24 protein-coding genes are annotated in these 25,034 nt (G+C 63.6%); 15 read left to right on the top strand and 9 right to left on the bottom strand.

Annotated elements, in window-relative coordinates:
• Nucleotides 1–38 precede the first annotated feature (38 nt).
• Nucleotides 39–1,163 carry a methyltransferase gene (locus J3A71_RS04755; protein WP_016489103.1) on the top strand — a complete coding sequence of 375 codons (1,125 nt, stop codon included), beginning with the start codon at nucleotides 39–41 and terminating at the stop codon, nucleotides 1,161–1,163.
• Between the two features lie 174 nt (nucleotides 1,164–1,337).
• Here the strand turns inward: J3A71_RS04755 and J3A71_RS04750 are convergent, their stop codons facing one another.
• The 3 genes from J3A71_RS04750 to J3A71_RS04740 are packed head-to-tail and all read right to left on the bottom strand — an operon-like array spanning nucleotide 1,338 to nucleotide 3,950.
• Nucleotides 1,338–1,493, bottom strand: a complete 156-nt coding sequence (locus tag J3A71_RS04750; protein ID WP_016489104.1) for a DUF2474 domain-containing protein — start codon at nucleotides 1,491–1,493, stop codon at nucleotides 1,338–1,340.
• Nucleotides 1,494–1,502: 9 nt separating this feature from the next.
• Nucleotides 1,503–2,510 (bottom strand): cytochrome d ubiquinol oxidase subunit II, encoded by a 1,008-nt coding sequence (gene cydB / locus J3A71_RS04745; protein WP_016489105.1) that lies wholly within the window; start codon nucleotides 2,508–2,510, stop codon nucleotides 1,503–1,505.
• Between the two features lie 3 nt (nucleotides 2,511–2,513).
• Nucleotides 2,514–3,950: a cytochrome ubiquinol oxidase subunit I gene (locus J3A71_RS04740; protein WP_016489106.1), complete on the bottom strand. Its 1,437-nt coding sequence runs from the start codon at nucleotides 3,948–3,950 to the stop codon at nucleotides 2,514–2,516.
• Nucleotides 3,951–4,306: 356 nt separating this feature from the next.
• Between J3A71_RS04740 and J3A71_RS04735 the strand changes: the two genes are divergently transcribed.
• The 3 genes from J3A71_RS04735 to trmA all read left to right on the top strand — a co-directional run bounded on the left by J3A71_RS04735 (nucleotide 4,307) and on the right by trmA (nucleotide 8,127).
• Nucleotides 4,307–5,527, top strand: a complete 1,221-nt coding sequence (locus J3A71_RS04735; RefSeq protein WP_016489107.1) for an MFS transporter — start codon at nucleotides 4,307–4,309, stop codon at nucleotides 5,525–5,527.
• 222 nt (nucleotides 5,528–5,749) lie between these two features.
• Nucleotides 5,750–7,045, top strand: coding sequence for an NCS2 family permease (locus J3A71_RS04730; RefSeq protein WP_016489108.1), 1,296 nt, complete (start codon nucleotides 5,750–5,752; stop codon nucleotides 7,043–7,045).
• Nucleotides 7,042–8,127, top strand: coding sequence for a tRNA (uridine(54)-C5)-methyltransferase TrmA (gene trmA, locus J3A71_RS04725; protein WP_016489109.1), 1,086 nt, complete (start codon nucleotides 7,042–7,044; stop codon nucleotides 8,125–8,127). The genes J3A71_RS04730 and trmA overlap by 4 nt, the downstream gene beginning before the upstream one ends.
• Nucleotides 8,128–8,225: 98 nt before the next feature.
• On the opposite strand, the gene pcaG is transcribed toward trmA, so the two are convergent.
• Complete coding sequence (gene pcaG / locus J3A71_RS04720) at nucleotides 8,226–8,831, bottom strand: protocatechuate 3,4-dioxygenase subunit alpha (protein WP_003251601.1); 606 nt, start codon at nucleotides 8,829–8,831, stop codon at nucleotides 8,226–8,228.
• A gap of 10 nt (nucleotides 8,832–8,841) precedes the next feature.
• Entirely contained in the window at nucleotides 8,842–9,561 is a 720-nt protein-coding gene (gene pcaH, locus J3A71_RS04715) for a protocatechuate 3,4-dioxygenase subunit beta (protein ID WP_016489110.1), read from the bottom strand.
• 201 nt (nucleotides 9,562–9,762) lie between these two features.
• Between pcaH and J3A71_RS04710 the strand changes: the two genes are divergently transcribed.
• Together J3A71_RS04710 and J3A71_RS04705 are read left to right on the top strand one after the other, a co-directional pair.
• Entirely contained in the window at nucleotides 9,763–10,656 is an 894-nt protein-coding gene (locus tag J3A71_RS04710; protein ID WP_016489111.1) for a neutral zinc metallopeptidase, read from the top strand.
• 173 nt (nucleotides 10,657–10,829) lie between these two features.
• On the top strand, nucleotides 10,830–12,749 hold the full coding sequence (locus J3A71_RS04705; RefSeq protein ID WP_060517399.1) for a methyl-accepting chemotaxis protein: 1,920 nt from the start codon (nucleotides 10,830–10,832) through the stop codon (nucleotides 12,747–12,749).
• 134 nt (nucleotides 12,750–12,883) lie between these two features.
• On the opposite strand, the gene ggt is transcribed toward J3A71_RS04705, so the two are convergent.
• The 3 genes from ggt to J3A71_RS04690 form a co-directional block, all read right to left on the bottom strand.
• The gene (gene ggt, locus J3A71_RS04700; protein WP_016489113.1) at nucleotides 12,884–14,551 is read right to left on the bottom strand and encodes a gamma-glutamyltransferase; all 1,668 of its coding nucleotides are present in this window, start codon (nucleotides 14,549–14,551) and stop codon (nucleotides 12,884–12,886) included.
• Nucleotides 14,552–14,668: 117 nt separating this feature from the next.
• Entirely contained in the window at nucleotides 14,669–15,565 is an 897-nt protein-coding gene (locus J3A71_RS04695) for a LysR family transcriptional regulator (RefSeq protein WP_096426754.1), read from the bottom strand.
• A 182-nt stretch (nucleotides 15,566–15,747) separates the two neighbouring features.
• Nucleotides 15,748–16,341 carry an NAD(P)H-dependent oxidoreductase gene (locus tag J3A71_RS04690; RefSeq protein WP_016489115.1) on the bottom strand — a complete coding sequence of 198 codons (594 nt, stop codon included), beginning with the start codon at nucleotides 16,339–16,341 and terminating at the stop codon, nucleotides 15,748–15,750.
• A 163-nt stretch (nucleotides 16,342–16,504) separates the two neighbouring features.
• Between J3A71_RS04690 and J3A71_RS04685 the strand changes: the two genes are divergently transcribed.
• Nucleotides 16,505–16,819, top strand: coding sequence for a putative quinol monooxygenase (locus J3A71_RS04685; protein WP_023046908.1), 315 nt, complete (start codon nucleotides 16,505–16,507; stop codon nucleotides 16,817–16,819).
• Here J3A71_RS04685 and J3A71_RS04680 read toward each other — a convergent pair.
• Nucleotides 16,809–17,573, bottom strand: coding sequence for a sulfite exporter TauE/SafE family protein (locus J3A71_RS04680; protein ID WP_023046907.1), 765 nt, complete (start codon nucleotides 17,571–17,573; stop codon nucleotides 16,809–16,811). The two genes, J3A71_RS04685 and J3A71_RS04680, sit on opposite strands and share 11 nt — an antisense overlap.
• Nucleotides 17,574–17,650: 77 nt before the next feature.
• On the opposite strand from J3A71_RS04680, the gene J3A71_RS04675 reads away from it, so the two are divergent.
• The 8 genes from J3A71_RS04675 to J3A71_RS04640 all read left to right on the top strand — a co-directional run bounded on the left by J3A71_RS04675 (nucleotide 17,651) and on the right by J3A71_RS04640 (nucleotide 24,919).
• Nucleotides 17,651–18,532: a LysR substrate-binding domain-containing protein gene (locus J3A71_RS04675; RefSeq protein ID WP_096426755.1), complete on the top strand. Its 882-nt coding sequence runs from the start codon at nucleotides 17,651–17,653 to the stop codon at nucleotides 18,530–18,532.
• Between the two features lie 83 nt (nucleotides 18,533–18,615).
• Complete coding sequence (locus J3A71_RS04670) at nucleotides 18,616–19,221, top strand: CDP-alcohol phosphatidyltransferase family protein (protein WP_023046905.1); 606 nt, start codon at nucleotides 18,616–18,618, stop codon at nucleotides 19,219–19,221.
• 31 nt (nucleotides 19,222–19,252) lie between these two features.
• Nucleotides 19,253–21,007, top strand: coding sequence for a bifunctional alpha/beta hydrolase/class I SAM-dependent methyltransferase (locus J3A71_RS04665; protein WP_096426756.1), 1,755 nt, complete (start codon nucleotides 19,253–19,255; stop codon nucleotides 21,005–21,007).
• Complete coding sequence (locus J3A71_RS04660) at nucleotides 21,008–22,459, top strand: phosphatase PAP2/dual specificity phosphatase family protein (RefSeq protein ID WP_096426757.1); 1,452 nt, start codon at nucleotides 21,008–21,010, stop codon at nucleotides 22,457–22,459. It begins immediately after the preceding gene.
• The gene (locus J3A71_RS04655) at nucleotides 22,456–22,887 is read left to right on the top strand and encodes a hypothetical protein (protein WP_023046903.1); all 432 of its coding nucleotides are present in this window, start codon (nucleotides 22,456–22,458) and stop codon (nucleotides 22,885–22,887) included. Before J3A71_RS04660 ends, J3A71_RS04655 begins: the two co-directional genes overlap by 4 nt.
• Nucleotides 22,888–22,897: 10 nt before the next feature.
• Nucleotides 22,898–23,521 (top strand): lysophospholipid acyltransferase family protein, encoded by a 624-nt coding sequence (locus J3A71_RS04650; RefSeq protein ID WP_016489123.1) that lies wholly within the window; start codon nucleotides 22,898–22,900, stop codon nucleotides 23,519–23,521.
• A gap of 1 nt (nucleotide 23,522) precedes the next feature.
• On the top strand, nucleotides 23,523–24,455 hold the full coding sequence (locus J3A71_RS04645) for a phosphatidate cytidylyltransferase (RefSeq protein WP_016489124.1): 933 nt from the start codon (nucleotides 23,523–23,525) through the stop codon (nucleotides 24,453–24,455).
• Between the two features lie 119 nt (nucleotides 24,456–24,574).
• Nucleotides 24,575–24,919 carry a cupin domain-containing protein gene (locus J3A71_RS04640; protein WP_003258412.1) on the top strand — a complete coding sequence of 115 codons (345 nt, stop codon included), beginning with the start codon at nucleotides 24,575–24,577 and terminating at the stop codon, nucleotides 24,917–24,919.
• The last annotated feature ends 115 nt before the right edge of the window (nucleotides 24,920–25,034 follow it).

Genomic DNA, 25,034 nt, shown 5'->3' with positions numbered 1-25,034 from the left:
GAACCGCAACGGGCAGTTTCATACCCGAGCCAGACGCCATGCCCCTGTTGACCACCCCCTACGCCGAACTCGACCTGATCCGCCAGCCGGAACAGGCCAACGACCCGCTGCAGGCGTTCGACGCCGCCGACGAGTACCTGCTTGCGCAGTTGCACGCACAGGCACCCGACGCCAACTGCCGGGTACTGCTGCTCAATGACAGCTTCGGTGCCCTGGCCGCCAGCCTGGCGGGCCGGCTGCAGGTGGTCAGCAGCGGCGATTCTCACCTGGCGCACCTTGCCCTGGAAAAGAACCTGGCGCGCAACGGTTTGCCGTTCGACAGCGTGCCCTTCGTACCGGCCAGCGAACACTGGAATGGCACGTTCGACCGGGTGCTGGTGCGCGTGCCCAAGACACTGGCCCTGCTTGAAGAACAACTGATCCGCCTGCAGGGCCACCTGGCGCCAGGCGCGCAGGTGATTGCCGGGGCGATGATCAAGCACTTGCCACACGCAGCCGGCGACCTGATGGAAAAGTACATCGGCCCGGTGCAAGCCTCGCTGGCGCAGAAAAAGGCTCGCCTGCTGACCGCGACGCTGGCCGAACGGCCGGCCGCAAGCTCGCCCTACCCGAGCCGCTACCGCCTCGACGCGCCTGCGCTGGAGCTGGTCAACCACGCCAACGTGTTCTGCCGTGAAGGCCTGGATATCGGCACCCGGGCATTCCTGCCACACCTCCCACGCGACTTGGGCAACGCACGGGTGGCGGACCTTGGCTGCGGCAATGGCGTGCTGGCAATTGCCAGCGCACTGACCAACCCCGATGCCCAGTACACGCTAGTCGACGAATCGTACATGGCGGTGCAATCGGCGCAGGAAAACTGGCAAGCCGCGTTGGGCGAGCGCCCGGCGACTTTCATTGCAGCCGATGGGTTGGCAGGGGTGGAGAAGCAGTCGCTCGATGTAGTGCTGTGCAACCCGCCGTTCCACCAGCAGCAGGTGGTGGGCGATTTCCTTGCCTGGCGCATGTTCCAGCAGGCGCGCGAAGCGCTGGTGGTGGGTGGGGCGTTGTATATCGTGGGTAACCGCCACCTGGGCTATCACAGCAAGCTGGCGCGGTTGTTCCGAGGGGTGGAGCAGGTGGCGGCGACGCCCAAGTTCGTCATCCTGAAAGCCCGCAAGTAAGCCCCTGCGGGCATCCTGTGGGAGGTTGCCCAGCCCTTGGGCTGCGCTGTCACGCAGAGAACACCGGTCATTGTGGGCGTGGGCTTGTCCCGCGAAGGGGGCCGCGCGGTGCATGGCACCGGCTTTGCCGGTGTTCGCGGGGCAAGCCCGCTCCCACAGATGTCCCCGTTGTTCTCAATGGGTGGTCAATCCTGCTGCTCCCATGAAAAGCCGCATCACCCACGCTGCCACCCCCAGGGCCGCAACGCTCATTGCCCAGATCAGCACCAGCCAACCCAGTCGCTGCCACAGCGGTTTCTTCTCTTCCAGGCCATGTTTGCCGGTCATCATGCGGCCCTCCTAGTGATAGCCGTCTTCATGGGTCACCTTGCCGCGGAACACGTAGTAGCTCCAGAAGGTGTACATGAGGATGAACGGCAGGATAAACAGCGTGCCCACCAGCATGAAGCCCTGGCTTTGCGGTGGCGCTGCAGCATCCCAGATCGAAATCGACGGCGGGATGATGTTCGGCCACAGGCTGATACCCAGCCCGCTGTAGCCGAGGAAGATCAGCACCAGGGTGAGCAGGAACGGCGTGTAGTGCGCATTGCGCGCCACCGCCTTGAGCAGCCCGTAGAACGTCACCAGTACCAGCAGCGGCACCGGCATGAACCAGATCAGGTTAGGCATGCTGAACCAGCGGTCGGCGATCTGTGGATAAGCGATGGGTGTCCACAGGCTGACGATACCGATCACTACCAGCAATACCAGCGCCAGCGGCCGTGCAAGATCGTGCATCTTCTGTTGCAGCGACCCTTCGGTCTTCATGATCAGCCAGGTGCACCCTAACAGGGTGTAGGCAACGATCAGCCCCACGCCACAGAACAGGCTGAACGGGGTGAGCCAGTCGAGGGTACCCCCGGCGAAATGCCGGTCGACCACTTTGAAGCCTTCGAGGAAGGCGCCCAGGGCCACGCCCTGGAAGAAGGTAGCGACCAGTGAGCCCCAGATGAACGCCTTGTCCCAGATATGCCGCTTGTCGGACGTGGCCTTGAAGCGGAACTCGAAGGCAACACCGCGGAAGATCAAGCCAATCAGCATCAGGATCAGTGGCAGGTACAATGCTTCGAGTATCACTGCATAGGCCATCGGGAACGCCCCGAACAGCCCGGCACCGCCCAGGACCAGCCAGGTTTCGTTGCCGTCCCATACCGGGGCGACGGTGTTCATCATCACATCACGGTCCTGCTCGCCCTTGACGAAGGGGAAAAGCATGCCGATCCCCAGGTCGAAACCGTCCATCACCACGTACATCATGACGCCGAAGATGATGATTACGGCCCAGATCAGCGGAAGGTCGATACCCATGGCTCAGTCCTCCTTGCTCAGGCTGGCAGTCTTGGCCTCATGGCCATCATCGGCGGCAGACAGCGGCCGCGCGGGCGTGCGCTTCTGGCCAGGTCCGCCCGGTGTAGGCGCGTCGCCTTCTCCAGTCTGCGGGCCCTTGCGCACCAGGCGCATCATGTAGCCAAGCCCGGTGCCGAACAGGGCGAAATACACCACCACAAAGGCCACCAACGTGAAACCAAGCTGGGCGTAGCTGTGATTCGACACACCGTCCGCCGTACGCATCAGGCCATACACCACCCACGGTTGGCGGCCGATCTCGGTGGTGAACCAGCCGGCGAGCAATGCGATCAGCCCGGAGGGCCCCATCCATAGCGCCATATACAGGAACGGGCGGGAGGTATAGAGCGTGCCGCGCTTGCGTAGCCACAGGCTCCACAGGCCAACGAAGATCATCAGGAAGCCGAGCCCGACCATGATCCGGAACGACCAGAAGACGATGGTGGAGTTGGGCCGGTCCTCGGGTGGAAACTCCTTCATCGCCGGCACCTGCTTGTCCAGGCTGTGGGTCAGGATCAGGCTGCCGAGCGCCGGGATCTCGACCTTGAAGCGCGTGGTCTCGGCCTTCATGTCGGGGATACCGAACAGGATCAACGGGGTCGGCTCGCCAGGTACATTCTCCCAATGCCCTTCGATCGCCGCGATTTTCACCGGCTGATGCTTGAGCGTATTAAGGCCGTGGAAGTCGCCGATCACCGCCTGGACCGGAGCCACGATCAACGCCATCCACATGGCCATCGACAGCATTTTGCGCACAGCCGGGTTGTCACGCCCACGCAGCAGGTGCCAGGCCGCCGAGGCGCCGACGAAAAAGGCTGTGGAAACGAACGCGGCCGTGGCCATGTGCATCAGTCGGTAGGGGAACGATGGGTTGAACACCACTGCAAACCAGTCCACCGGCACCACCCGGCCATCGATGATCTCGTGGCCTTGGGGGGTTTGCATCCAGCTGTTGGAAGCGAGGATCCAGAACGTGGAGACCAGCGTGCCGAGCGCCACCATGCACGTGGAGAAAAAATGCAGGCCGCGGCCCACACGGTTCCAGCCAAACAGCATGACGCCAAGGAAACCCGCCTCGAGGAAGAAGGCGGTCAGTACTTCATAGGTCAGCAGCGGTCCGGTCACGGCGCCGGCAAACTCGGAGAAACGGCTCCAGTTGGTGCCGAACTGGTAGGCCATGACCAGGCCAGAGACGACGCCCATGCCGAAGTTGACGGCGAAGATCTTCGACCAGAAGTGATAGAGGTCGCGGTAGACCTGCTGGTGGGTGCGCAGCCATAGCCCTTCGAGGACTGCCAGGTAGCTGGCCAGGCCAATGGTGATGGCCGGGAACAGGATGTGGAACGACACGGTAAAGGCAAACTGCATTCGGGCGAGCTCTAAGGCCTCTATTCCGAACATGGTGCTTCCTCTTCAGATAATCCGGCGTCCGGGCTTGTGGCCCCGTCGCCCACTGCCCCCACGGTAGTCGAGTGCGGCGCGTTGGAATTGTTCTGTTCGATCGTGGGGATTCCGGCCCGCAGGCCAATTCGTTCGTCGGTTGTTGCAAAAGCAACGGTTGACCCAGATCAACGAATGCCTAGAAGCATAGTCCCGAATAGGCCGGCGAGCCGTGTGGTTGTTTGTCGCGTGACCCGTTGCCCCACCCTCTTTCATACAGCGTGAAAAAGTGCCGATCCGGGCAAACAGTAACCACTTGTTACAAACAGGTGATACGCTGCGCACCCCCTCTACTGCGCCGAGGCCCTTGGTTTCCGATGTCCGATTCCGCACCGCAGTTGTTGCGTCACCACCGTCCCTTCCTGGCCTTCTGGCTGGCCCGTGTATTCACCGCCAGCGGCTTTCAGATGCTCACCGTGGCCATTGGTTGGCACCTCTACCAGTTGACCGGCAATGTGCTGGACCTGGGGCTGGTCGGCCTGGTCGAGTTCGCCCCGCGTGTGCTGTTCATGCTGCACACCGGGCATGTGGCTGACCGCTATGACCGGCGCAAGGTCGCTGCCCTGTGCCAGAGCCTGCAGGGGCTGATTGCCCTGGCACTGGCCGTAGGCAGCGCCACCGACAACGTCACCCGCGAGTTGATCTTCGCCCTCGCCTTCCTGCTCGGCGCCACGCGCTCGTTCGAAATGCCGGCAACCCAGGCGCTGTTACCCAACGTGGTGCCGCCCGGCCTGTTCCCTCGGGCAGTAGCAGCGTCGGCGTCGGCGACCCAGTCGGCAACCATCGTGGCGCCGGCGGTGGGCGGCTTCCTGTATGCCTTTGGCAGCCTCTGGGTGTATGGCCCCACCGTGGCCCTGTACGCCATCGCCTGCGTGCTCACCCTGAGCCTGCAGGCACGCGGCCAGGTCGTGCAGCGCGGTCGCGCCAGCATCGAATCACTGCTGGCCGGCATCCGCTTCATCCGCAGCCGGCCCGATATTCTCGGCGCCATTTCGCTGGACCTGTTCGCTGTATTGCTGGGTGGGGCCACCGCGCTGCTGCCGGTGTTCGCCAAGGACATCCTGTTGACCGGCCCCCTGGGCCTGGGCCTGCTGCGCTCGGCACCGGCGGTGGGGGCGTTGTGCATGTCGCTGTGGCTGGCACGCTTCCCGTTCGAGCGCAACGTCGGGCGGACCATGTTTACCGCTGTCGGCGTGTTCGGCGTGGCCACCATCGCCTTCGGCCTGTCGACCTCGTTCTGGTTCTCGCTGGCGGTGCTGGTGGTGCTAGGCGCGGCGGACATGATCAGCATGGTCATTCGCAGTTCGTTCGTGCAGCTGGAGACACCAGATGAAATGCGTGGCCGGGTAAGCGCGGTGAACGGGTTGTTCATTGGTGCCTCGAACCAGCTCGGCGAGTTCGAATCCGGGGTGACGGCGCACTGGTTTGGCACAGTGCCGGCAGTGGTGATGGGCGGGGTGGGCACGCTGGTGGTGACCGGGGTGTGGATTAAAATGTTCCCGACACTGGCCAAGCGGGACCGGTTGCATAACGGTTGATCAGTTGCCTGTGCCGGCCTCTTCGCGGGACGAGCCCGCTCCCACAGGGCCGGTACCGGCTATGGAAACCCATTCCCCAACGGCCATAGGCCCCCGCCAAGCATGCTGGTATGATGCGCGGCTTTTTTCCTCCCCACACAAAACCACGGCAACCGGTACGGTCTGTGCTTTGCTGATGGGGTCGATACATTCATGGCGCCGGGGGCGCCTTGGGGAGCGGGCATGCTGGAAAGGCTGTTTCAACTAAAAGCACACAACACCAACGTGCGCACCGAGATTCTCGCGGGCGTCACCACCTTCCTGGCGATGGCCTACATCCTGTTCGTCAACCCGAGCATCCTCGGCGAGACCGGCATGGACAAGGGCGCGATCTTCGTCGCCACCTGCCTGGCAGCGGCCATCGGCTCCACCACCATGGGCCTGATTGCCAACTACCCAATCGCCCTGGCGCCGGGCATGGGCCTGAACGCGTTCTTCACCTACACCGTGGTGCTGCACATGGGCCACACCTGGCAAGTCGCGCTGGGCGCGGTGTTCCTGTCGGCGGTGATGTTCTTCCTGCTGTCGATCTTCCGCATCCGCGAGTGGATCGTTAACAGCATCCCGCTGCCGCTGCGCTCGGCCATCGCTGCTGGTATTGGTTTGTTCCTGGCGCTGATCGCCTTGCATAACGCGGGCATCGTCGTCGATAACCCAGCCACCTTGGTGGGCATGGGCGACCTCAAGCAGCCCTCGGTGATTCTCGCCACGCTGGGCTTCTTCCTGATCGTCGGCCTTGAGTCGCTGAAGGTGCGCGGCGCGGTGTTGATCGGCATCCTGGCCGTCACCGTCGCGTCGATCGCAATGGGTGTGACGCCGTTCGGCGGGGTCGTGTCGATGCCCCCTTCGCTGGCACCCACCTTCCTGCAGCTGGACATCGCCGGTGCCCTCGACGTGGGCCTGATCAGCGTGATCTTCGCATTCCTGTTCGTTGACCTGTTCGACAACTCCGGCACCCTGATCGCCGTGGCCAAGCGCGCCGGCCTGATGGGCAAGGACGGCCACATGCCGAAGATGGGCCGCGCCCTGATCGCCGACAGCACCGCCGCCATGGCCGGTTCCCTGCTGGGGACCTCGACCACCACCAGCTATATCGAGTCCGCTGCGGGCGTGAGCGCCGGTGGCCGCACCGGCCTGACCGCCATCGTGGTTGCCGTGCTGTTCCTGCTGGCGTTGTTCTTCGCTCCGCTGGCCGGTAGCGTGCCGGCGTTCGCCACCGCACCGGCGCTGCTGTTCGTCGCGGTGCTGATGGCCTCGGGCCTGGCAGAAATAAACTGGGACGACGTCACCGAAGCCGCGCCGGTGGTAGTGACCGCCCTGGCCATGCCGCTGACCTACTCGATCGCCAACGGTATCGCCTTCGGCTTCATCTCCTGGACCGCCGTCAAGCTGATCTCCGGCCGCCACCGCGACCTGAACCCGGCCTTGGTGATCCTTTCCATCCTGTTCGTCATCAAGCTGGGCTGGTTCAACGCATGAGTGCTGCTTTCGACCCCTCCTCCTACGCCACCCAGCTGGACGCCAAGGTGGCCCGGCTACGCGAGCTGCTGGCGCCCTTCGGTGCGCCGGAACCCGCAGTTTTCGACTCGCCGCGCGAGCACTACCGCCTGCGCGCCGAGTTCCGCCTGTGGCGCGAGGACGGCCAGCGCCACTACGCCATGTTCGCCCCGGGCGACAAGCACAAGGCGATTCTGATCGACGATTTCCCCATTGCCAGCGAGCGCATCAATGCACTGATGCCGCGCCTGAAGGCGGCCTGGCAAGCCAGTGAGGAACTGGGCAATCGCCTGTTCCAGGTGGAGTTCCTCACCACCCTGGCCGGCGATGCGATGATCACGATGTGTTACCACCGCCCGCTGGACGAGGCCTGGGAAGCGCAAGCGCGGCAACTGGCCGAAGCGCTGGGTGTGAGCGTGATTGGCCGCTCCAAGGGCAAGCGCCTGGTGATCGGCCGCGACTACGCGGTGGAAAAACTCGACGTGGCCGGCCGTGTGTTCAGCTATCGCCAGCCGGAAGGTGCGTTCACCCAGCCCAACGGCGCGGTGAACCAGAAAATGCTGAGCTGGGCCTACGAGGCCATTGGCGAGCGCCAGGACGATTTGCTGGAACTGTACTGCGGCAACGGCAACTTCACCCTGCCACTGGCCACCCGCGTGCGTCAGGTACTGGCGACCGAAATCAGCAAGACCTCGGTCAATGCTGCGCTCAGCAACCTCGAAGAGAACGCTGTGGATAACGTGCGACTGGTGCGTTTGTCGGCAGAAGAGCTGACCCAGGCGCTGAATGAGGTGCGGCCGTTCCGTCGCCTGGAAGGCATCGACCTGAAGAGCTACACGTTCGGTACGGTGTTCGTCGACCCGCCGCGGGCAGGGATGGACCCGGACACCTGCGAGCTGACCCGGCGTTTCGAGCGGATTCTGTACATCTCGTGCAACCCGGAAACCCTGGCGGCGAACATCGCCCAGTTGCAGGACACCCACCGCATCGAGCGCTGTGCGCTGTTTGACCAGTTCCCCTATACCCACCACATGGAGAGTGGGGTGTTGCTGGTTCGGCGTTAAAGCATTCGCGGGGCAAGCCCGCCCCCACAGGACAGTGCAGTACCTGTGGGAGCGGGTTTGCCCCGCGAATGGGCCGCAAAGCGGCCCCGGGCTTCAACTCAGAAGTCGAAGAAGACGGTCTCGCCTTCCCCCTGAATACGGATATCGAAACGATACGCCGTTTTCCCATCCACTTCGCAACGCTTGGCAATCAAGGTTTCACGCCGCTGCGGCTGCTCGATCAGGTTGAGCACCGGGCACTTGGCGTTGGCTTGTGCTTCATCATCGAAGTACAGGCGCGTGTGCAGGTGGATGTTGATGCCACGGGCAAACAGGCTGATGTTGATGTGCGGCGCCATCGGCACGCCAGCAGCATTGTTCACCACACCCGGCTTGACCGTGTGCAGCGTCCACTCGCCAGCATCGAAGGTGGTGGCGGTGCGGCCGAAGCTGTTGAAGGCGTTCTCCAGGTTGTAGGCATCCTGATACTCGCCATTGGCGTCGGCCTGCCACACTTCCAGGAACGAGTCGCGCACCAGATGGCCGTTACCGTCATACACCTGGCCGAGCAGCAGAATGTGCTCGCCTGGCGCGTCCGGCTTGGCCAGGCGGTTCCAGATTTCCTGATCGCGGGTCGGGTTGCCGGCCGCTTCCAGGGCCAGGCCGATGTGCACGTAGGGGCCGGCGGTCTGCGAAGGGGTTTCCGGCAGCAGTTCGATTGGCATGGCGGGTTCCTCAGCAGTTTTCGAAGTGGGTCTTGCGCTGGCCGCGCAGCACGATGTCAAAGCGGTAGGCCAGGCAGTCCATCGGGTTGGCGTTGCTCATGTCGAGCTTGGCGATCAACTGCTGTACAGCTTCAGGGTTGGCGATCGACTTGACGATCGGGCACATCGGGATCAGCGGGTCACCCTCGAAATACAACTGGGTGATCAGCTTGGTCGCAATCGACGGGCCGCTGATGCCGAAGTGGATGTGCGCCGGGCGCCAGTCGTTCGGGCCGTTGCGCCATGGGTACGGGCCCGGCTTGATGGTGCGGAAGCTGTAGTAGCCGTCGCTGTCGGTCAGGCAACGGCCGACACCACCAAAGTTCGGGTCCAGCGGTGCCAGGTAACGGTCGTTCTTGTGCCGGTAGCGGCCACCGGCGTTGGCTTGCCACATCTCCACCAGGGTGTTCGGCACAGGCTTGCCGTACTGGTCGACGACGCGGCCGGCCACGATGATGCGCTCGCCGATTGGCAGGCCACCGTTGTTGAAGTTCAGCAGCAGGTCATGGTCGTGGGCGCCGAAGCCCAGGTGGGAAAAGTTCGGACCAGTGGTTTCGCTGATCGACTGTGGAATGCTGACCAGTGCCTGGCGCGGCGAGCGGGCAATGGACGTTTTGTAGTCAGGCGTAAGGGCTTTGGGGTGCCAGTTGCGATCACGGATCACGAAGCGGCTGTTGTCCTGGGCGGGCATGCCGGTTTCCTCTCTTGGAATTATGTGAACGCCTGGGCGTGGCAGGCGGACTTACAGTTTCCGGCAGGTCGCGGCCATTGAATATTGAAATCGACCACTAGTTCCATAACCAAATGGTTATGCATGAACACTTTGGCCTGACACCTGACGCTGCCGTGAACTAATCTTTGTCTTCTTGTTTCACGGCTCGGGAGAGCACACATGGAATGGCGAAAAGGCCGACGCAGCGACAACGTGGTCGATGCCCGGGGCGAAGGTGGCGGTGGCGGCGGCATGCGCTTCGGCGGCGGCAAGGGGCTGGGGCTCGGCGCAATTCTGCTGATCGTCGGCATCGGCTGGCTCACCGGGCAGGACCCGTTGCAGATTCTTGGCCAGCTCACCGGCCAGATGGCGCAGCAGCAACAGCAGACAGCGCCCAGTGGTGCGGGCGGCAAGGCGCCACCGGCCAACGACCAGCAAGCCGAGTTCGTTGCCTCGGTCCTGGGCGACACCGAAGACACCTGGAAAGCGCTGTTTGCCGAAGCCGGCAAGCAATACCGTGACCCCAAGCTGGTGCTGTTCAGTGGCCAGGTCAATTCGGCCTGCGGCTTTGCCTCGGCGGCCGTGGGGCCCTTTTACTGCCCGGCAGACCAGCGGGTTTATCTGGACATGTCGTTCTTCCGTGAAATGGAAACCCGCTTCGCTGCGGCCGGCGACTTCGCCCAAGCCTACGTGATTGCCCACGAAATCGGCCACCATGTGCAGACCCTGCTGGGCGTTTCGGCCAAGGTCGACGCCGCCCGCCGCAACGGCCAGCGCATGGAGGGCGACAACGGGCTGCTGGTACGCCAGGAGCTGCAAGCCGACTGCCTGGCCGGCGTATGGGCCTACCAGGCGCAAAAACGCCTGAACTGGCTGGAGCCGGGCGACGTCGAGGAAGCGCTGAACGCGGCCAACGCCATTGGCGATGACCGCCTGCAACAGCAAGGCCGCGGCCGCGTGGTACCGGACTCCTTCACCCATGGCACCTCGGCGCAGCGAGTGCGCTGGTTCAAGGCCGGGTTTGCGCAAGGTGAGGTGAACAGCTGCGATACCTTCAGCGCGCGCAGCCTCTGAAACTGCCGGGGCTGCATAGCGGCCCCTGGTTATCCAGTTACAAATCTGCTGAAAAAGCGTTTCAGCTTCCCGGATCATTGCCGATAACCCCTGCACGAGTCAGCGGGCACCCAGAACAACAACGCCTTGCGATCGAAGATCAAGAGAGCGAAAACTACTTCTGGAGTGCGTGCATGAACAGCTGGTTCGCCAACATCAGCGTCAACCTAAAACTTGGCCTGGGCTTCGGCCTGGTGCTGATCCTCACTGGCCTGCTGGCCCTGACTGGCTGGACCAGCCTGGGCAGCCTCATCGACCGCAGCAACTGGATGGGTGACATCGGCCAGCTCAACAAAGACCTGACCGACCTGCGTATTGCGCGTCTGCAGTACATGATCGCCAACGGCGACGATGCCGCCGCCGCCAACACCCAGACCAAGCTGGATGCCTTCAGCAAGCAGCAGGCCTACCTGGCCAGCACCTTCAACAGCCCGGACAACGTCAAACTGCTGAATGAGCTGGGCGCAACCATCAGCGCCTACAAGGTATCGCTCAACAAGATGCGCCAAGGCTACGACGCCACCCGCGCAGCCCGCGTCTCCATGGACAGCTCGGCCACCCGCGCCGATCAGGCGATGGACGCCCTCAGCCAGGAAGTCATGGCGCGCCCAGAGGCCGACAGCGTACGCCTGGCCCAGTACCTGTTGATCAGCAAGGCCCGCCAGCAACTGCTGCAGGTGCGCATCGACGTGCGCGGCTACATTGCCGACAACAGCGCTGCCAACGAGCAGGCCGCCCTGCGCCAGCTGGATGCAGCGCTAGCCGATATCGACAACCTCAAGCGCCAGCTGCCCACCGAAGACGCCCGCCTGCAACAGTTCGAAAGCGCGGTACTGGCCTACCGTGACGCCGTGCGCCAGTTCCGCGACGCGGTCGCCAACATCACCACCTCACGCGCCGAAATGACCGTGCAGGGCGCCGATATCGTCAAGCGCAGCGATGCGCTGTACCAGATCCAGCTGGAACGCCGCGACATCGAGAGCACCCAGGCCCGTAGCCTGCAGGCCATCGCTACCCTGCTGGCACTGCTGGTCGGCATCCTGGCAGCGGTACTGATCACCCGCCAGATCACCGGCCCACTGCGTGAAACCCTGGTAGCGGTGGAAAAGATCGCCAGCGGCGACCTCACCCACCACGCGCGCATCACCCGCCGCGACGAATTGGGCGTGCTTCAGCAAGGCATCGCGCGCATGGGCACCACCCTGCGCGAGCTGATCAGCGGCATCCGTGATGGCGTCACCCAGATCGCCAGCGCCGCCGAAGAGCTGTCGGCGGTCACCGAGCAGACCAGTGCCGGCGCCAACAGCCAGAAGGTCGAAACCGACCAGGTGGCCACTGCCATGCACGAAATGGCCGCGACCGTTCAGGAAGTGGCGCGCAACGCCGAGCAGGCCTCGCATGCCGCCACCGGTGCCGACGACGAAGCCCGCGCCGGCGACCGCGTGGTCGGCGAAGCGATTGGCCAGATCGAGCGCTTGGCGGAGGACATGCACCGTTCCACCGAAGCCATGAACCTGCTGCAGCAGGAAAGCCAGAAGATCGGTAGCGTCATGGACGTGATCAAGTCGGTGGCCGAACAGACCAACCTGCTGGCGCTCAATGCGGCGATCGAGGCGGCACGGGCTGGCGAGGCCGGGCGTGGTTTTGCCGTGGTCGCCGACGAAGTGCGCGGCTTGGCCCAGCGCACGCAAAAGTCCACCGAAGAGATCGAAGAGCTGATTGCCAGCCTGCAGCATGGCACCCAGCAAGTGGCGAACGCCATGCAGGGCAGCCGTAGCTTGACCGACAGCAGCGTCGAGCTGGCGCGCAAGGCCGGAGCCTCGCTGGAGAACATCACCAGTACGGTGTCGGGCATCCAGTCGATGAACCAGCAGATTGCGGCGGCGGCGGAGCAGCAGAGTGCGGTGGCTGAAGAGATCAGCCGCAGCATCCTGAATGTGCGTGATGTGTCCGAGCAGACGGCGGCGGCCAGTGACGAGACGGCAGCGTCGAGTGTGGAGCTGGCGCGGTTGGGTGGGCAGTTGCAAATGCTGGTCAGCCAGTTCCGCGTCTGACCTGGGTAACCCGGGGCCGCTTTGCGGCCCTATCGCCGGCAAGCCAGCTCCCACAGGGATGCCGATGCCCACGAGGCCTGTGCGGTCCCTGTGGGAGCTGGCTTGCCGGCGATAGGGCCGGTACAGGTGTCCGCTTACTTGACGATCATCCCCACCCCACGCCCACGCGGATCGGAAGCGGTCTCAAGCTTCGCCCCATCCACCCGGATCGCCTGGATATCGCCCATCTCCCAGCCTTGGTCCTCAAGCACGTAGCCCATCTTCTTCAGCTCATCCGCCACCGGCCCGGTCAGGGGTGCATAGCTGTCAAAGTAGATAGTGTCCTTGGGCAGCAACTGATGGTGCACGCGCTGTGCCGCCACCGCCTTGTCCAGCGGCATACCGTAGTCGTACAGGTTGTTCATCACCTGAAAGATCGAGGTGAAGATCCGCGAACCGCCTGGGGTACCGATGACCAGCTCGACCTTGCCATCACGGGTCATAAGGCTGGGGCTCATCGAGGACAGCATGCGCTTGCCCGGTTCGATTGCGTTGGCATCGCCACCGACTACGCCAAAGGCATTCGCAGCGCCTGGCTTGGCGCTGAAGTCGTCCATCTCATCGTTGAGCAGGAAGCCTGCGCCCTTCACCACCACGCCACTGCCGTAGTCGAGGTTGAGGGTGTAGGTGTTGCTGACCGCATTGCCCTGCTTGTCCACGATCGAGAAATGCGTGGTCTGGTGCGGCTCAAGGCCCGGTTTGACCTTGTCGGTGTCGGAAATGGCCTTGGGGTTGACCTGCGCGGCGCGCTTGGCCAGGTAGTCCTTGGCCACCAATTGGTCCACCGGCACCTTGGTAAAGGCCGGGTCGCCCAGGTAGTCGGCACGGTCAGCGAAAACGCGCTTCTCGATTTCGGCCAACAGGTGAATGTACTGCGCCGAGTTATGCGCTACGCCCTTGAAGTCCGCCGCGCGGTCTTCCTTGATGCCCAACAGCTGGGCCAGGGCGACACCGCCAGAACTTGGCGGTGGTGCGGTATAGACCACATTGCCACGCCAGCTCACCGCCATCGGCTCACGCCATACGGCTTTGTAATCCTTCAAGTCATCCTTGGTGATCAGGCCCTTGTCAGCCTGCATCTGTGCCACCAGCAGGTCGGCGGTCTTGCCCTGGTAGAACTCGCTCACGCCCTTGTCGGCAATGCGTTCCAAGGTCTGAGCCATTTCTGGCTGCTTGAACAACTCGCCGACCTTCATGTTGCCAAAGTAGTCATTGAAGTTGGTCGCAGTCTTGAACATGCCCTGGGCATCGTTGCGGTACTGGTACTGTTTTTCAGCCACCTTGAAACCGTTTTTCGCATAGCCGATGGCCGGGGTCAGCAGCTCGCTCCAGGGCAGCTTGCCGAACTTCTGGTGCGCCTCCCACAGGCCCATCACCGTGCCTGGCACACCCGCAGCGCGAACCCCGACCAGGCTCAGGTTTTCGATGACCTCACCCTTGTCGTCCAGGTACATGTTGCGTGTAGCGGCCTTTGGCGCGACTTCGCGGTAGTCGAGGAAGTACGGTTTGCCGTCGACGAACAGGGTCATGAACCCACCACCGCCAATGTTACCGGCCTCCGGATAAGTCACCGCCAGGGTGAAGGCAGTGGCCACTGCGGCATCTACCGCGTTACCGCCCTTTTTCAGAATATCGGCGGCCACCTGTGCACCATATTGATCGGGTGCAGCCACCGCGCCGCCCTCCAGCGTGGCGGCATAAACCGAGGAACAGCTCAGGATCGCGGCTGCGAGAGCCAGGTACTGGAACGGGACAATACGCATGACACTTCCTTGGTGTTGTTTTTGTTGAGCACTCAGTAAGACCCAAGCGTTTCGACTGTGCAATCAACCGTAGGAAATTTCGCCGCCTGTGGACAGGATCTGTCGCGTTCAGGCAACTCAGCAGGCGTACATCGCCAGCTTGCGCTGGATGAAATCGAGGAAGCACTGGATACGCAGCGCCAGCTGGGTGTTGCGGTAGTACACCGCGTGGATCGGCTGGCGGTAGCCATTGTTGGCCTCGCTCAGCAGCACCTGCAGACGCCCGGTGCGGATGTCCTCGTGGGTCATGAAGTGCGACAGGCTGACGATGCCCTCGCCGGCCAACGCCAGCTGGCGCAGGGTTTCACCGCTGGAGGCGATCAGCGCCGGGCGGATGCTGAAGCGGTCACCCTGAGCGTGGCGCAGCGGCCAATGGTTGAGCGATTCGGGCTGGCTGAAACCGAGCAGGCAGTGGCTGGCAAGGTCTTCGACCCGCTGCGGCGTGCCGTGCTGCTCAAGGTAGGCCGGGCTGGCCAGCACCTGTACCGGGCTGCACCCCAGGTTGCGTGCGTGCAGGCTGGAATCGGCCAGCTCGCCGATGCGGATCGCCACATCGGTGCTTTGCTCCAGCAGGTCGATGATCAGATCATCGGTGTTCAGTTCAAGCTCGATGCCGGGGTACTGGCGACGAAACTCGCCGATCCACGGCAGGATGGCATGCAGCATGAACGGCGCAGCGGCGTTGATACGCAAGCGCCCGCTGGGTGTCTGGCGGTTCATCGACAGACGCTCTTCCATCTCGTTCATCTGCTCCAGAACCTGCCGCGAGCGCTCAAGGAAGTAACGGCCCTCTTCCGTGAGGTCCATGCGCCGGGTGGTGCGGTTGACCAGGGTGGTACCCAGCTTGCCCTCCAGGCGCGACAAGGTGCGGCTGACGGCGGATGGGGTCTGGCCCATCTGATCGGCGGCAGCAGAAATCGAGCCGCAGTCGATGACGGCGACGAATACCTGGAGTTCTTCGGATCGGGTTTTCACATCTGGGCCTGTGGTTGGTCTGCGCAAGGATTAGATAGCCGCTTGTCGAGGCCACGTCCAGCAGCGCCTTTACCGGCCTCTTCGCGGGGCAAGCCCGCTCCCACAGGTTTTGCACAACAATCAGGAACTGTGGAGAACTTGTGGGAGCGGGCTTGCCCCGCGAAGAGGCCGGAAAAGGCAACCTACTGCTGTGCCCTGCCGAACACCTTGTCCAGATGTGCCTCATAAGCAGCCAACGCCGCCGGCACATCCGGGCGCTTCATCACATCCACCGCCAGGTAAGTCGGCAGGCCAGTCATGCCAAGGAACTGGTTGGCCTTGTGGAACGGGAAGTACACGGCATCCACACCTTTGCCTTCGAAGAAGTCGCTCGGGTCATCGAACGCCTGCTGCGGCGCATTCCAGGTCAGCGACAGCATGTACTGCTTGCCGTGCACCAGCCCACCGCTGCCGTATTTCTGCGAGTGGTCCGAACGGGTACGGCCATCGTTGGCGTAAAGGCTGCCATGGCCCGCGGTAAAGACTTCGTCGATGTACTTTTTCACGGTCCAGGGTGCGCCCATCCACCAGCCCGGCATCTGGTACACGATCACATCGGCCCAGAGAAACTTCTCGACCTCGGCCTGCACGTCGTAGCCGCCGTCGATGAAGGTCTGCTGCACATCGTAACCGGCACGGTCCAGGTGAGCGATGGCCGCTTCGTGCAAGGTCGCGTTGAGGCGGCCTTCGGAATGGGCGAACTGTTTACCACCATTAAGCAGAAGGATCTTTTTCATGCTGGCCTCCCGGGCCGAGTGAAAATTTGATGCCGGCAGGTTAGAGGCTCGCGGGGCTGGGATACAGCAATGACGGGGCAAAATACAATTGAGCAGAAGTCACGAATGGGTAAAGCATTATTGCCTTAGAATCGTTTCACCACCCATCATCGAGTAGTGCCCCATGAGTGAGCAGTTCGCCTTCATCCTCAAAGCCAAGACCCGCCCGGAAATGGCTGATGCGTTCGAAACCCTGTTCCGCCCCTACGTCGAGCCCAGCCGCCAGGAACCGGGCTGCATCGAGTACCACATGCTGCGCGACCAGCAGGACCCAAGCCTGTTCGTGTTCTTTGAAGTGTGGGCCGACCAGGCTGCACTGGACGTGCACTCGGCTTTGCCGCACATGAAGGCGTTTTTTGAAAAGCGCATGGACTACCTGGAGCGCGATTTCGATATCCAGCGGGTCGACATGCTCAGTGCCTCGTCCGCTAGCCGTTGATCAGCAAGTGGCCGCCGAGTGCGGCCAGGCCGATGAAAAAGCAACGCTTGAACAGCAGCGCGCTGATGCGCTGACGCAACCACTGCCCGGCCAGCATGCCGAGCAAGGCGGGCGCCAGCATCAGCAGCGAAGCCCCCAACGCCTGGCCCCCCAGGGCATCCTGCCCGGCCAGGCCAACCGCCAGCGCCACGGTTGAAACCGTGAACGACAGGCCCAGGGCCTGGATCATCTGTTCACGGCTCAGGCCCAGGCTCTGCAGGTAGGGCACAGCAGGTATCACGAACACCCCGGTTGCCGCCGTGATCACCCCCGTCATCAGCCCGCAGACCGGCCCTAGCCAACGCTCGTGCGCGGGCGCCAGGTGCAAGCTTGGGCCGAGCAGGCCGTACAACGCATATGCCAACAAGGCCGCACCCAGTGCGTGCGCGGCCCATGGGCCACTGTCGATCCCCAACCAGGCACTGCCCAGCAGGGTGCCAATGAAGATCAGCGCCAGCATCGGCCCCAGCCGCGCCAGCAACGCACGCAGGTGCCCGCCGCTGGCCAGTTGCCAAATGTTGGTGAGGGTCGAAGGCACGATCAGCAATGCTGCAGCCTGCGCCGGTGGCATAGCCAGGCCCAGCAGGCCCATGGCGATGGTCGGCAGGCCCAGGCCGATTACCCCCTTCACCGCACCCGCCAGCAGGAAGGTCAGTACCACCAGCAGCGACAATGCCGGGCCAATGTTCTGGTAGAAAGCGAGCGAAGTAGTCATGGGCGGATGATGGCCGGTTCCGGGCTGCGGGAAAATCTGCCATATACTCAGCCAGACTCTTGCAATGACAGAGCCACATGCATTTCGACCTGATCGACCTCAAACTGTTCCAGCACACCCTGGAATGCGGCAACATCACCGCCGGCGCCAGCCGCAGCCACCTGTCGCTGCCGGCCGCCAGCGCGCGCATCCGCGCCATGGAGGCATCGCTGGGTATCCCGTTGCTGGCGCGCAACCGCCGTGGCGTGCAGCCGACCCCGGCTGGCCAGGCACTGCTGCAGCATGCACGTCTGATAGGCCAGCAGGTCGAGCGCCTGCAGTTTGATCTGGGCCAGTACGCGCAAGGGCAGCAGGGCCAGGTGCGCTTGCTGTGCAACACAGCAGCACTTACAGAGTACCTGCCGGAGCTGCTGGCCAGCTATCTGGCTGAAAACCCCGGGGTCAGCGTGGATGTGCAGGCGTTGCCGAGCCTGCGCATCGTGCAGGCGATTACCCAGGGCATGGCGGACCTTGGCATCGTATCGACCGCCGCGCCCAATCAACACCTGCAGACCCGCCCGTTTCGCGATGACCCGCTGGTGCTGGTGACACCCTTGGGCCACCCGTTGGCCAGTGAGGCCGCGCCCCGCTTCATCGACAGCCTGGTCCATGGCCATGTCGGGCTGGGCGCCAGTAGCGCGTTGGCGCAGTATCTGGAGGAGCAGGCACTGCGCGAGGGGCGCCGCATGCAAGTACGGGTGCGGGCCGAGGGTTTCGATGGGGTGATCCGCATGGTTGCTGGCGGGGCCGGCGTCGGGGTGGTGCCGCTGGCAGCCGTGAAGCGCTGGCAGGGCGTGTTGCCAATGCACTGGGTGGCGCTGGAAGAGGCGTGGGCCAACCGCAAGTTGCTGGTGTGCGCGCGGGATTTTGCGGCGTTACCGGGCTATGCCGCAGCATTGGTAACCACCCTCACCCGTTGAAGCGGTAGTTCCTGCACAGGAAGTGCATTTTTTTGGCCGGTCGCACACAATCCTCCCATCGCACCACGAAAAAGGATTTCACAGTGGCATCGATCTACCAGCTCAAACCACGCTTCCAGGCCCTGCTGCGCCCGGCAGTCCAGCGCCTTTACGACCGCGGTGTCACCGCCAACCAGGTCACCGTCGCCGCCGCAGTGGTGTCGATCCTGCTGGGCCTGCTGCTGGCCAGCCTGCCCCACATTACCTGGCTGTTCATCCTGATACCGGTCTGGATGCTGCTGCGCATGGCGCTGAATGCGGTCGACGGTATGCTGGCCAGGGAGTTCGGCCAGCAATCCACCCTCGGCGCCTACCTCAATGAACTCTGCGACGTAATCGCCGACGCCGCCCTGTACCTGCCCTTCGCCCTGCTGGCCGGGGTTTCACCAACGCTGGTGGTGCTGCTGGTGCTGTGTGCCACCTTCAGTGAATACGCCGGTGTCATGGGCCCGCTGGCCGGTGCATCGCGGCGTTATGACGGCCCCATGGGCAAAAGCGACCGGGCCTTTGCCTTCGGCGTGCTGGGCACCGGGGTCGCCTTTGGCCTGCTGAACGGCAGCTGGGTCAATGGCTTGCTGCTGGTCATCCTCGCGCTCTCGCTCTATACCCTCTACAACCGGGTTCGCCAGGGGCTGGCCGAAACCCGCTGAGCCCAAAGCCGCCGCAAAAAGGACGTTGATCATGCGCCAAGCGCAAGCGCTGCACTTCTCCACCCATGACGGTGTCGAGTTGCACTACCGTCATTGGCCTGCCAACCGCAACGAGCACCAGCCACGCCGGGCCGTGGTGATGTTCCACCGCGGCCATGAACACGGCGGGCGCATGGCCCACCTGGCCGATGAACTGGACATGCAGGGCTATGACTTCTTCGCCTGGGATGCCCGCGGCCATGGCCAGTCGCCAGGCGCACGTGGCGACAGCCCGGGGTTTGCCACCAGCGTGCGCGACGTGCAAACCTTCATCGAACATATCCAGGCACATCACGGCATCGCCGAGCACGACATGGTGGTGCTGGCGCAAAGCGTCGGCGCTGTACTGATTGCCACCTGGGCCCACGACTATGCACCCAAGGTGCGCTGCCTGGTACTGGCCTCACCAGCGTTCAAGGTCAAGCTCTACGTGCCGTTCGCCCGCCCGGGCCTGAAGCTGCTCAAGGCCTTGCGCGGCAACTTCTTCGTCAACAGCTACGTCAAGCCCCGCCTGCTCACGCACGACCCCGAGCGGGTCATGTCATACGTGGCCGACCCGCTGATCAGCCGGCCGATTTCGGTGACCATGCTGCTGGGCCTGTACGAAGCCGCTGACCGGGTGGTGGCGGATGCCCAGGCCATTCAGGTACCGACCCAGTTGCTGGTATCCGGGGCCGATTTCGTGGTCGAGCGCCAGCCGCAGGAACGCTTTTTCGAACGGCTGGGCAGCACGCGCAAGGAAATGCACCTCCTGCCGGGTTTCTTCCACGATACCCTTGGCGAACGTGACCGGGCCCATGCCCTGAAGCGCATCGAGCGATTTGTGGAGCATTGCTTCGCCAGCCCCGCCGCGCTGCCCTCACTGCTCGATGCCGACAAGACCGGCGCCAGTTGCGCCGAAGCCGAAAGCCTGGCCGCACCATTGCCACGCCACTCGCCGCGTGACCTTTACTGGCGCGCTAGCCGCGCTGGGCTAAGCCTGGGCAAGGGACTGTCTGCGGGTGTGAAACTGGGCTTTGACACCGGCTTCGACTCGGGCAGCACGCTCGACTATGTGTACCGCAACCAACCGACCGGCAAGGGCAAGCTGGGCCGCCTGATCGACCAGCACTACCTCGACGCTATCGGCTGGCGCGGTATTCGCCAGCGCAAGCTCCACGTCGAAGAGCTGCTGCGCTTGGCCATCAACCGGCTGCGCGAACAACAACGGCCAGTGCACATTGTCGATATCGCCGCCGGTCATGGCCGCTACATCCTCGAAGCCCTGCAAGACCTTGAGCAGTTGCCTGATTCGATCCTGCTGCGCGACTACAGCGAGCTGAACGTGCAGCAAGGCAGCGCGCTGATCGCCGAAAAGGGCCTGGCTGACATCGCCCGTTTCGTCCAGGGCGATGCCTTCGACCGCCAGAGCCTCGCCACGCTGGAACAGCCACCGACCCTGGCCGTTGTATCGGGGCTCTACGAACTGTTCCCCAGCAACCAACTGGTGGGCAATTCGCTGGCCGGCCTGGCCGATGCCGTGGAAGATGGCGGTTATCTGGTCTACACCGGCCAGCCGTGGCACCCACAACTGGAAATGATCGCCCGCGCGCTCACCAGCCACCGAGGCGGCGAGGCCTGGGTGATGCGACGCCGCAGCCAGGCCGAAATGGACCAGTTGGTAGAAGCAGCCGGCTTCCGCAAGCTGGCCCAGCGCATCGATGAATGGGGTATTTTCAGCGTCAGCCTGGCACAGCGGGTGCGCTGAATGAACCCACCACGCGAGCCTGGGCTGGTACGCCGAGGGGTGTTCTGGCTTCTGCTGCTGGGGCCGTTGTTCTTCCTCAGTTACGGGCTGGCGAACAACCATACCGCCGGCCGCAGTGATGTCGGCAGCCTGGTGTTCGGCTGGGAGCGCAGCATGCCGCTGTGGCCTTGGACGATCATCCCGTACTGGTCGATCGACTTGCTCTACGGGCTGTCCTTTCTGCTGCCGCGTACGCGCCAGGAAATGGACCGGCATGCGCTGGCACTGCTCAGCGCACAAGTGATCAGTGTCACCTGCTTCCTGCTGTGGCCGCTGCGGTTCACCTTCGAACGGCCGGAGCTGGGCGGGCTGTTCGGCTGGCTGTTCGATGTGCTAATGGGGTTCGACAAGCCGTTCAACCAGGCGCCTTCGCTGCACATTGCGCTGCTGGTGATCATCTGGACGATGTTTGCCCGGCATGTGCGGCGTCAGCCCTGGCGATGGCTGATGCATGGCTGGATGGCGTTGATCGGGGTGTCGGTACTGACCACCTGGCAGCACCATTTCATCGATGTACCCACGGGGGCATTGGCGGGGTTTGCCTGCGTCTGGCTGTGGCCGTATCAAGGGCGGCTGCCCTGGCAGCAGGTGCACTTTGCACGGGATGCCAAGCGCTGGTGGGTCGCGTTTTGTTATGCCCTGGGCGCAGTGTTGTGCGCAGTGCCTGCCGTTGAATTGAGCGGTGCCTGGTTGTGGTTGGCTTGGCCGAGTCTATCGCTGGCGCTGGTTGCGCTGAATTATGCCGTGTTCGGTGCAGGCGGGTTTCAGAAAGGCGCCGATGGGCGCTTGTCGAGCGCGGCCATATGGCTGCTGACACCGTACCTGGTCGGAGCGTGGGTCAATTCGCGGCTCTGGACCTGGCACCACCCGCAGGCCGATGAGGTGTGCGATGGCGTGTATCTGGGGAGGGTCCCTGGGCGCAGCACGCCGTTCGCCGCAATTGTCGATTTGTGCGCCGAGCTGCCGTGCGCTCTCAGCCGCCCTGCTGCGCACATTTGTGGGAGCGGCGTTGTGTCGCGAAAGGGCTGCGCCGCGGCCCCGGCGATGTCTGCCGCAAAGCTGAAAAACCGGGGCCGCTTCGCGCCCCTTTCGCGACACGAGGCCGCTCCTACAACGGCCGCGCCAGCCTTTGAGTATCAGTGTTTCCCTACCCTGGACCTGATAGCGCCGGACGTTGCCCTTTTACAGCAGGCCGCCGACGCCATCGAACGCCTGCGCGCCCAAGGCCCCGTACTGGTCTGCTGCGCTCTGGGCTATTCACGCAGCGCCAGCGCCGTGGCCGCCTGGCTGCTGCTCTCCGGCCGCTGCAGCGACGCCCAGCAGGCCGAAGCACTGATCCGCAAAGCCCGCCCCGGCATCGTCCTGCACCCGGCACACCGCCGGGCCCTGCAACAACTTGGAGCACAGCCATGAACCTGCGGGTGGTGGCCTGCCTGCTGGGCCGCGGCAAACAGCTGGAACGCGTGTCCGACGGGTTCACCCTGCTGGCCCTGGCCTACGGCCTTGCGCCGTTGCTGGGTGCGCCCCTTCAAACGCTGGCCAGCTTGCTGTGCGGCGTGCTGCTGGTGCTTGGCGTAGTGCACAAGTACTGGGCCATCCGCGTGGCCATGGATGCCGAACTGTTCACCCACCTCGCCAGCAGCAACCACCTGGCAGCGGACACCCAGGCCCTGGACCGCGCCCTGTTCGAGCTGAAACTGAAACCGCAGGCCACGGACGCCCGCGCCTGGCCTGAACGCAGCCAGGCCGCGTTGGGCCTGTTGCGCCGCCAGGCAGTGTGCCTGGGCCTGCAGTTGTCGCTGGCCTTGGCTACCCTGCTGACACTGCCTTTGAAGGGATGACCACCGATCCATGCTCGCCAACCTGACCGCCTACCTCATCACCTCCGCCGCCCGCCTGATCACGGGCGCCCGCGCCCTGTGGCTGGGTTGCACGCCGCTGCCAGTGCAGCGCCTGTACTTCGCCAACCACAGTAGCCACGGTGACTTCGTATTGCTGTGGGCTTCACTGCCGCAGCCCTTGCGCAAACGCACCCGCCCGGTGGCCGGCGCGGACTACTGGGCCAAGCCGGGCATCCGCGATTTTCTCATTCGCAAGGTGTTCAACGGCGTATTGATCGACCGCCAACGCAGCGAAGGGCAAGGCAGCCCGCTACAGCCGATCCTTGAAGCCGTGGCCCAAGGCGACTCGCTGATCTTCTTCCCGGAAGGCACGCGTAACCTGGGTGACGAGCCACTGATGCCGTTCAGGAGCGGGTTGTACCACCTGGCCGCGGCCCATCCCGATGTCGAGCTGGTACCGGTATGGATCGCCAACCTCAACCGCGTGATGCCCAAGGGCCGTGCCCTGCCCCTGCCGTTGCTGTGCACACTGAGCTTTGGCGAACCACTGCACCTGCACGCTGACGAAAGCAAGCAGGCTTTTCTCGAGCGGGCCAGCCAGGCCCTGCTGAACCTGGCCCCGAAGGATGCCTGAGATGGACGACAACACCCTTTCCCTGTTCGCCGGCATCGGCGCCCTGCTGCTGCTCGCCAGCGTGACCGGCCGCCTGCTCAAGTGGCGCGCCGGCCCGGCGCCACACGCGGTAATCGACAACCTCAACGCCCGCATCAACGCCTGGTGGGTGATGGTGCTGGTAATCGGCATTGCCTTCCTGTTCGGTAAATACGGCGTGATCGTGCTGTTCTATGGTGTGTCGTTCTACGCCCTGCGCGAGTTCATGACCCTCACCCCGACCCGGCGCAGCGACTACCCGGCGCTGGTGGCAGCGTTTTATGTGGCACTGCCGGTGCAGTACGTGCTGATCGCCATGGACTGGTACGGCCTGTTCAGCATCTTCATCCCGGTGTACCTGTTCCTGCTGCTGCCGATTTTGGCCAGCTTCGGCGGCGATACCACGCGCTTTCTCGAACGTGCGTCGAAGGTGCAGTGGGGGCTGATGATCGCGGTGTACTGCGTATCGTCGGTGCCCGCCTTGATGACCCTGGACATCCCCGGCTACGAGGGGCGGAACCTGCTGCTGATCGCCTGGCTGATCCTGGTGGTGCAGATCAGCGACGTGCTGCAGTACGTGTGCGGCAAGCTGTTTGGCAAGCACAAGGTGGCCCCCAACCTGTCACCGTCCAAGACCGTAGAAGGGTTGGCCGGCGGCGTGGCACTGGCCACCCTGATCGGCGCCCTGTTGTGCTGGATCACCCCGTTCACCTTCTGGCAGGCCGCGCTGATGGCGTTGGCGGTCAACGCCATGGGCTTCTTCGGCGGGCTGGTGATGTCGGCGATCAAGCGCGACCGCGGGGTGAAGGACTGGGGCCACATGATCGAAGGCCACGGCGGCATGCTCGATCGCATGGACTCGGTGTGCTTTGCCGCGCCAGTGTTCTTCCACTTTGTGCGGTACTGGTGGGCGTAGCGAATATCAAACGTCTGGCATAGCGCGACCAGACAGCTGGACGTCGAGCCCAGGCAACTGCGGCTCGGCCGATGGCCCTATGGTGACCCGTCATTCAGCCAGTCACCAGGAGTTGCCACATGTCCGATTTCATCACCGTCCTGCGCGAAACCTGCCCGACGCCGGTCGTGGACGCCACCAAGTGGAAGCGCATCGGCGGCGATCCGCACACCGTCAACCTCAATGCCTACCTGTCGGCCGACGGCAGCAAGATCATGGGCACCTGGATCTGCACCCCGGGCAAGTTCGAGGTCAACTACGAGAAGTGGGAGTTCTGCCACTTCCTCGATGGCTACTGCATCATCACCCCGGAAGGCGAAGAGCCGAAGCACCTGAAGGCCGGCGACGTGTTCGTGATCGAACCAGGTATGAAAGGCACCTGGGAAGTGGTCGAGACCGTGCGCAAGTATTTTGTCTTCGCCTGATCCCTGAAGCTACACATAGCCCTGTGTAGGAGCAGCCTTGTGCTGCGAAGAGGCCAGTTCAGACACAGCAGTTGTGTTGTCTTGGCTGGCCTCTTCGCAGCACAAGGCTGCTCCT

Origin of the sequence: Pseudomonas sp. PvP089 (genome assembly GCF_017875165.1) — a bacterium.
Lineage (GTDB): Bacteria > Pseudomonadota > Gammaproteobacteria > Pseudomonadales > Pseudomonadaceae > Aquipseudomonas > Aquipseudomonas fortuita.
The sequence above is the reverse complement of the archived record's forward strand: the minus strand, read 5'-3'. Positions and strand labels throughout refer to the sequence as shown.

Coding starts and splice junctions, on each gene's coding strand:
- J3A71_RS04755 (WP_016489103.1), top strand. CDS start 39: ATGCCCCTGTTGACCACCCCCTACGCCGAACTCGACCTGATCCGCCAG.
- J3A71_RS04750 (WP_016489104.1), bottom strand. CDS start 1,493: ATGATGACCGGCAAACATGGCCTGGAAGAGAAGAAACCGCTGTGGCAG.
- cydB (WP_016489105.1), bottom strand. CDS start 2,510: ATGGGTATCGACCTTCCGCTGATCTGGGCCGTAATCATCATCTTCGGC.
- J3A71_RS04740 (WP_016489106.1), bottom strand. CDS start 3,950: ATGTTCGGAATAGAGGCCTTAGAGCTCGCCCGAATGCAGTTTGCCTTT.
- J3A71_RS04735 (WP_016489107.1), top strand. CDS start 4,307: ATGTCCGATTCCGCACCGCAGTTGTTGCGTCACCACCGTCCCTTCCTG.
- J3A71_RS04730 (WP_016489108.1), top strand. CDS start 5,750: ATGCTGGAAAGGCTGTTTCAACTAAAAGCACACAACACCAACGTGCGC.
- trmA (WP_016489109.1), top strand. CDS start 7,042: ATGAGTGCTGCTTTCGACCCCTCCTCCTACGCCACCCAGCTGGACGCC.
- pcaG (WP_003251601.1), bottom strand. CDS start 8,831: ATGCCAATCGAACTGCTGCCGGAAACCCCTTCGCAGACCGCCGGCCCC.
- pcaH (WP_016489110.1), bottom strand. CDS start 9,561: ATGCCCGCCCAGGACAACAGCCGCTTCGTGATCCGTGATCGCAACTGG.
- J3A71_RS04710 (WP_016489111.1), top strand. CDS start 9,763: ATGGAATGGCGAAAAGGCCGACGCAGCGACAACGTGGTCGATGCCCGG.
- J3A71_RS04705 (WP_060517399.1), top strand. CDS start 10,830: ATGAACAGCTGGTTCGCCAACATCAGCGTCAACCTAAAACTTGGCCTG.
- ggt (WP_016489113.1), bottom strand. CDS start 14,551: ATGCGTATTGTCCCGTTCCAGTACCTGGCTCTCGCAGCCGCGATCCTG.
- J3A71_RS04690 (WP_016489115.1), bottom strand. CDS start 16,341: ATGAAAAAGATCCTTCTGCTTAATGGTGGTAAACAGTTCGCCCATTCC.
- J3A71_RS04685 (WP_023046908.1), top strand. CDS start 16,505: ATGAGTGAGCAGTTCGCCTTCATCCTCAAAGCCAAGACCCGCCCGGAA.
- J3A71_RS04680 (WP_023046907.1), bottom strand. CDS start 17,573: ATGACTACTTCGCTCGCTTTCTACCAGAACATTGGCCCGGCATTGTCG.
- J3A71_RS04675 (WP_096426755.1), top strand. CDS start 17,651: ATGCATTTCGACCTGATCGACCTCAAACTGTTCCAGCACACCCTGGAA.
- J3A71_RS04665 (WP_096426756.1), top strand. CDS start 19,253: ATGCGCCAAGCGCAAGCGCTGCACTTCTCCACCCATGACGGTGTCGAG.
- J3A71_RS04660 (WP_096426757.1), top strand. CDS start 21,008: ATGAACCCACCACGCGAGCCTGGGCTGGTACGCCGAGGGGTGTTCTGG.
- J3A71_RS04655 (WP_023046903.1), top strand. CDS start 22,456: ATGAACCTGCGGGTGGTGGCCTGCCTGCTGGGCCGCGGCAAACAGCTG.
- J3A71_RS04650 (WP_016489123.1), top strand. CDS start 22,898: ATGCTCGCCAACCTGACCGCCTACCTCATCACCTCCGCCGCCCGCCTG.
- J3A71_RS04645 (WP_016489124.1), top strand. CDS start 23,523: ATGGACGACAACACCCTTTCCCTGTTCGCCGGCATCGGCGCCCTGCTG.
- J3A71_RS04640 (WP_003258412.1), top strand. CDS start 24,575: ATGTCCGATTTCATCACCGTCCTGCGCGAAACCTGCCCGACGCCGGTC.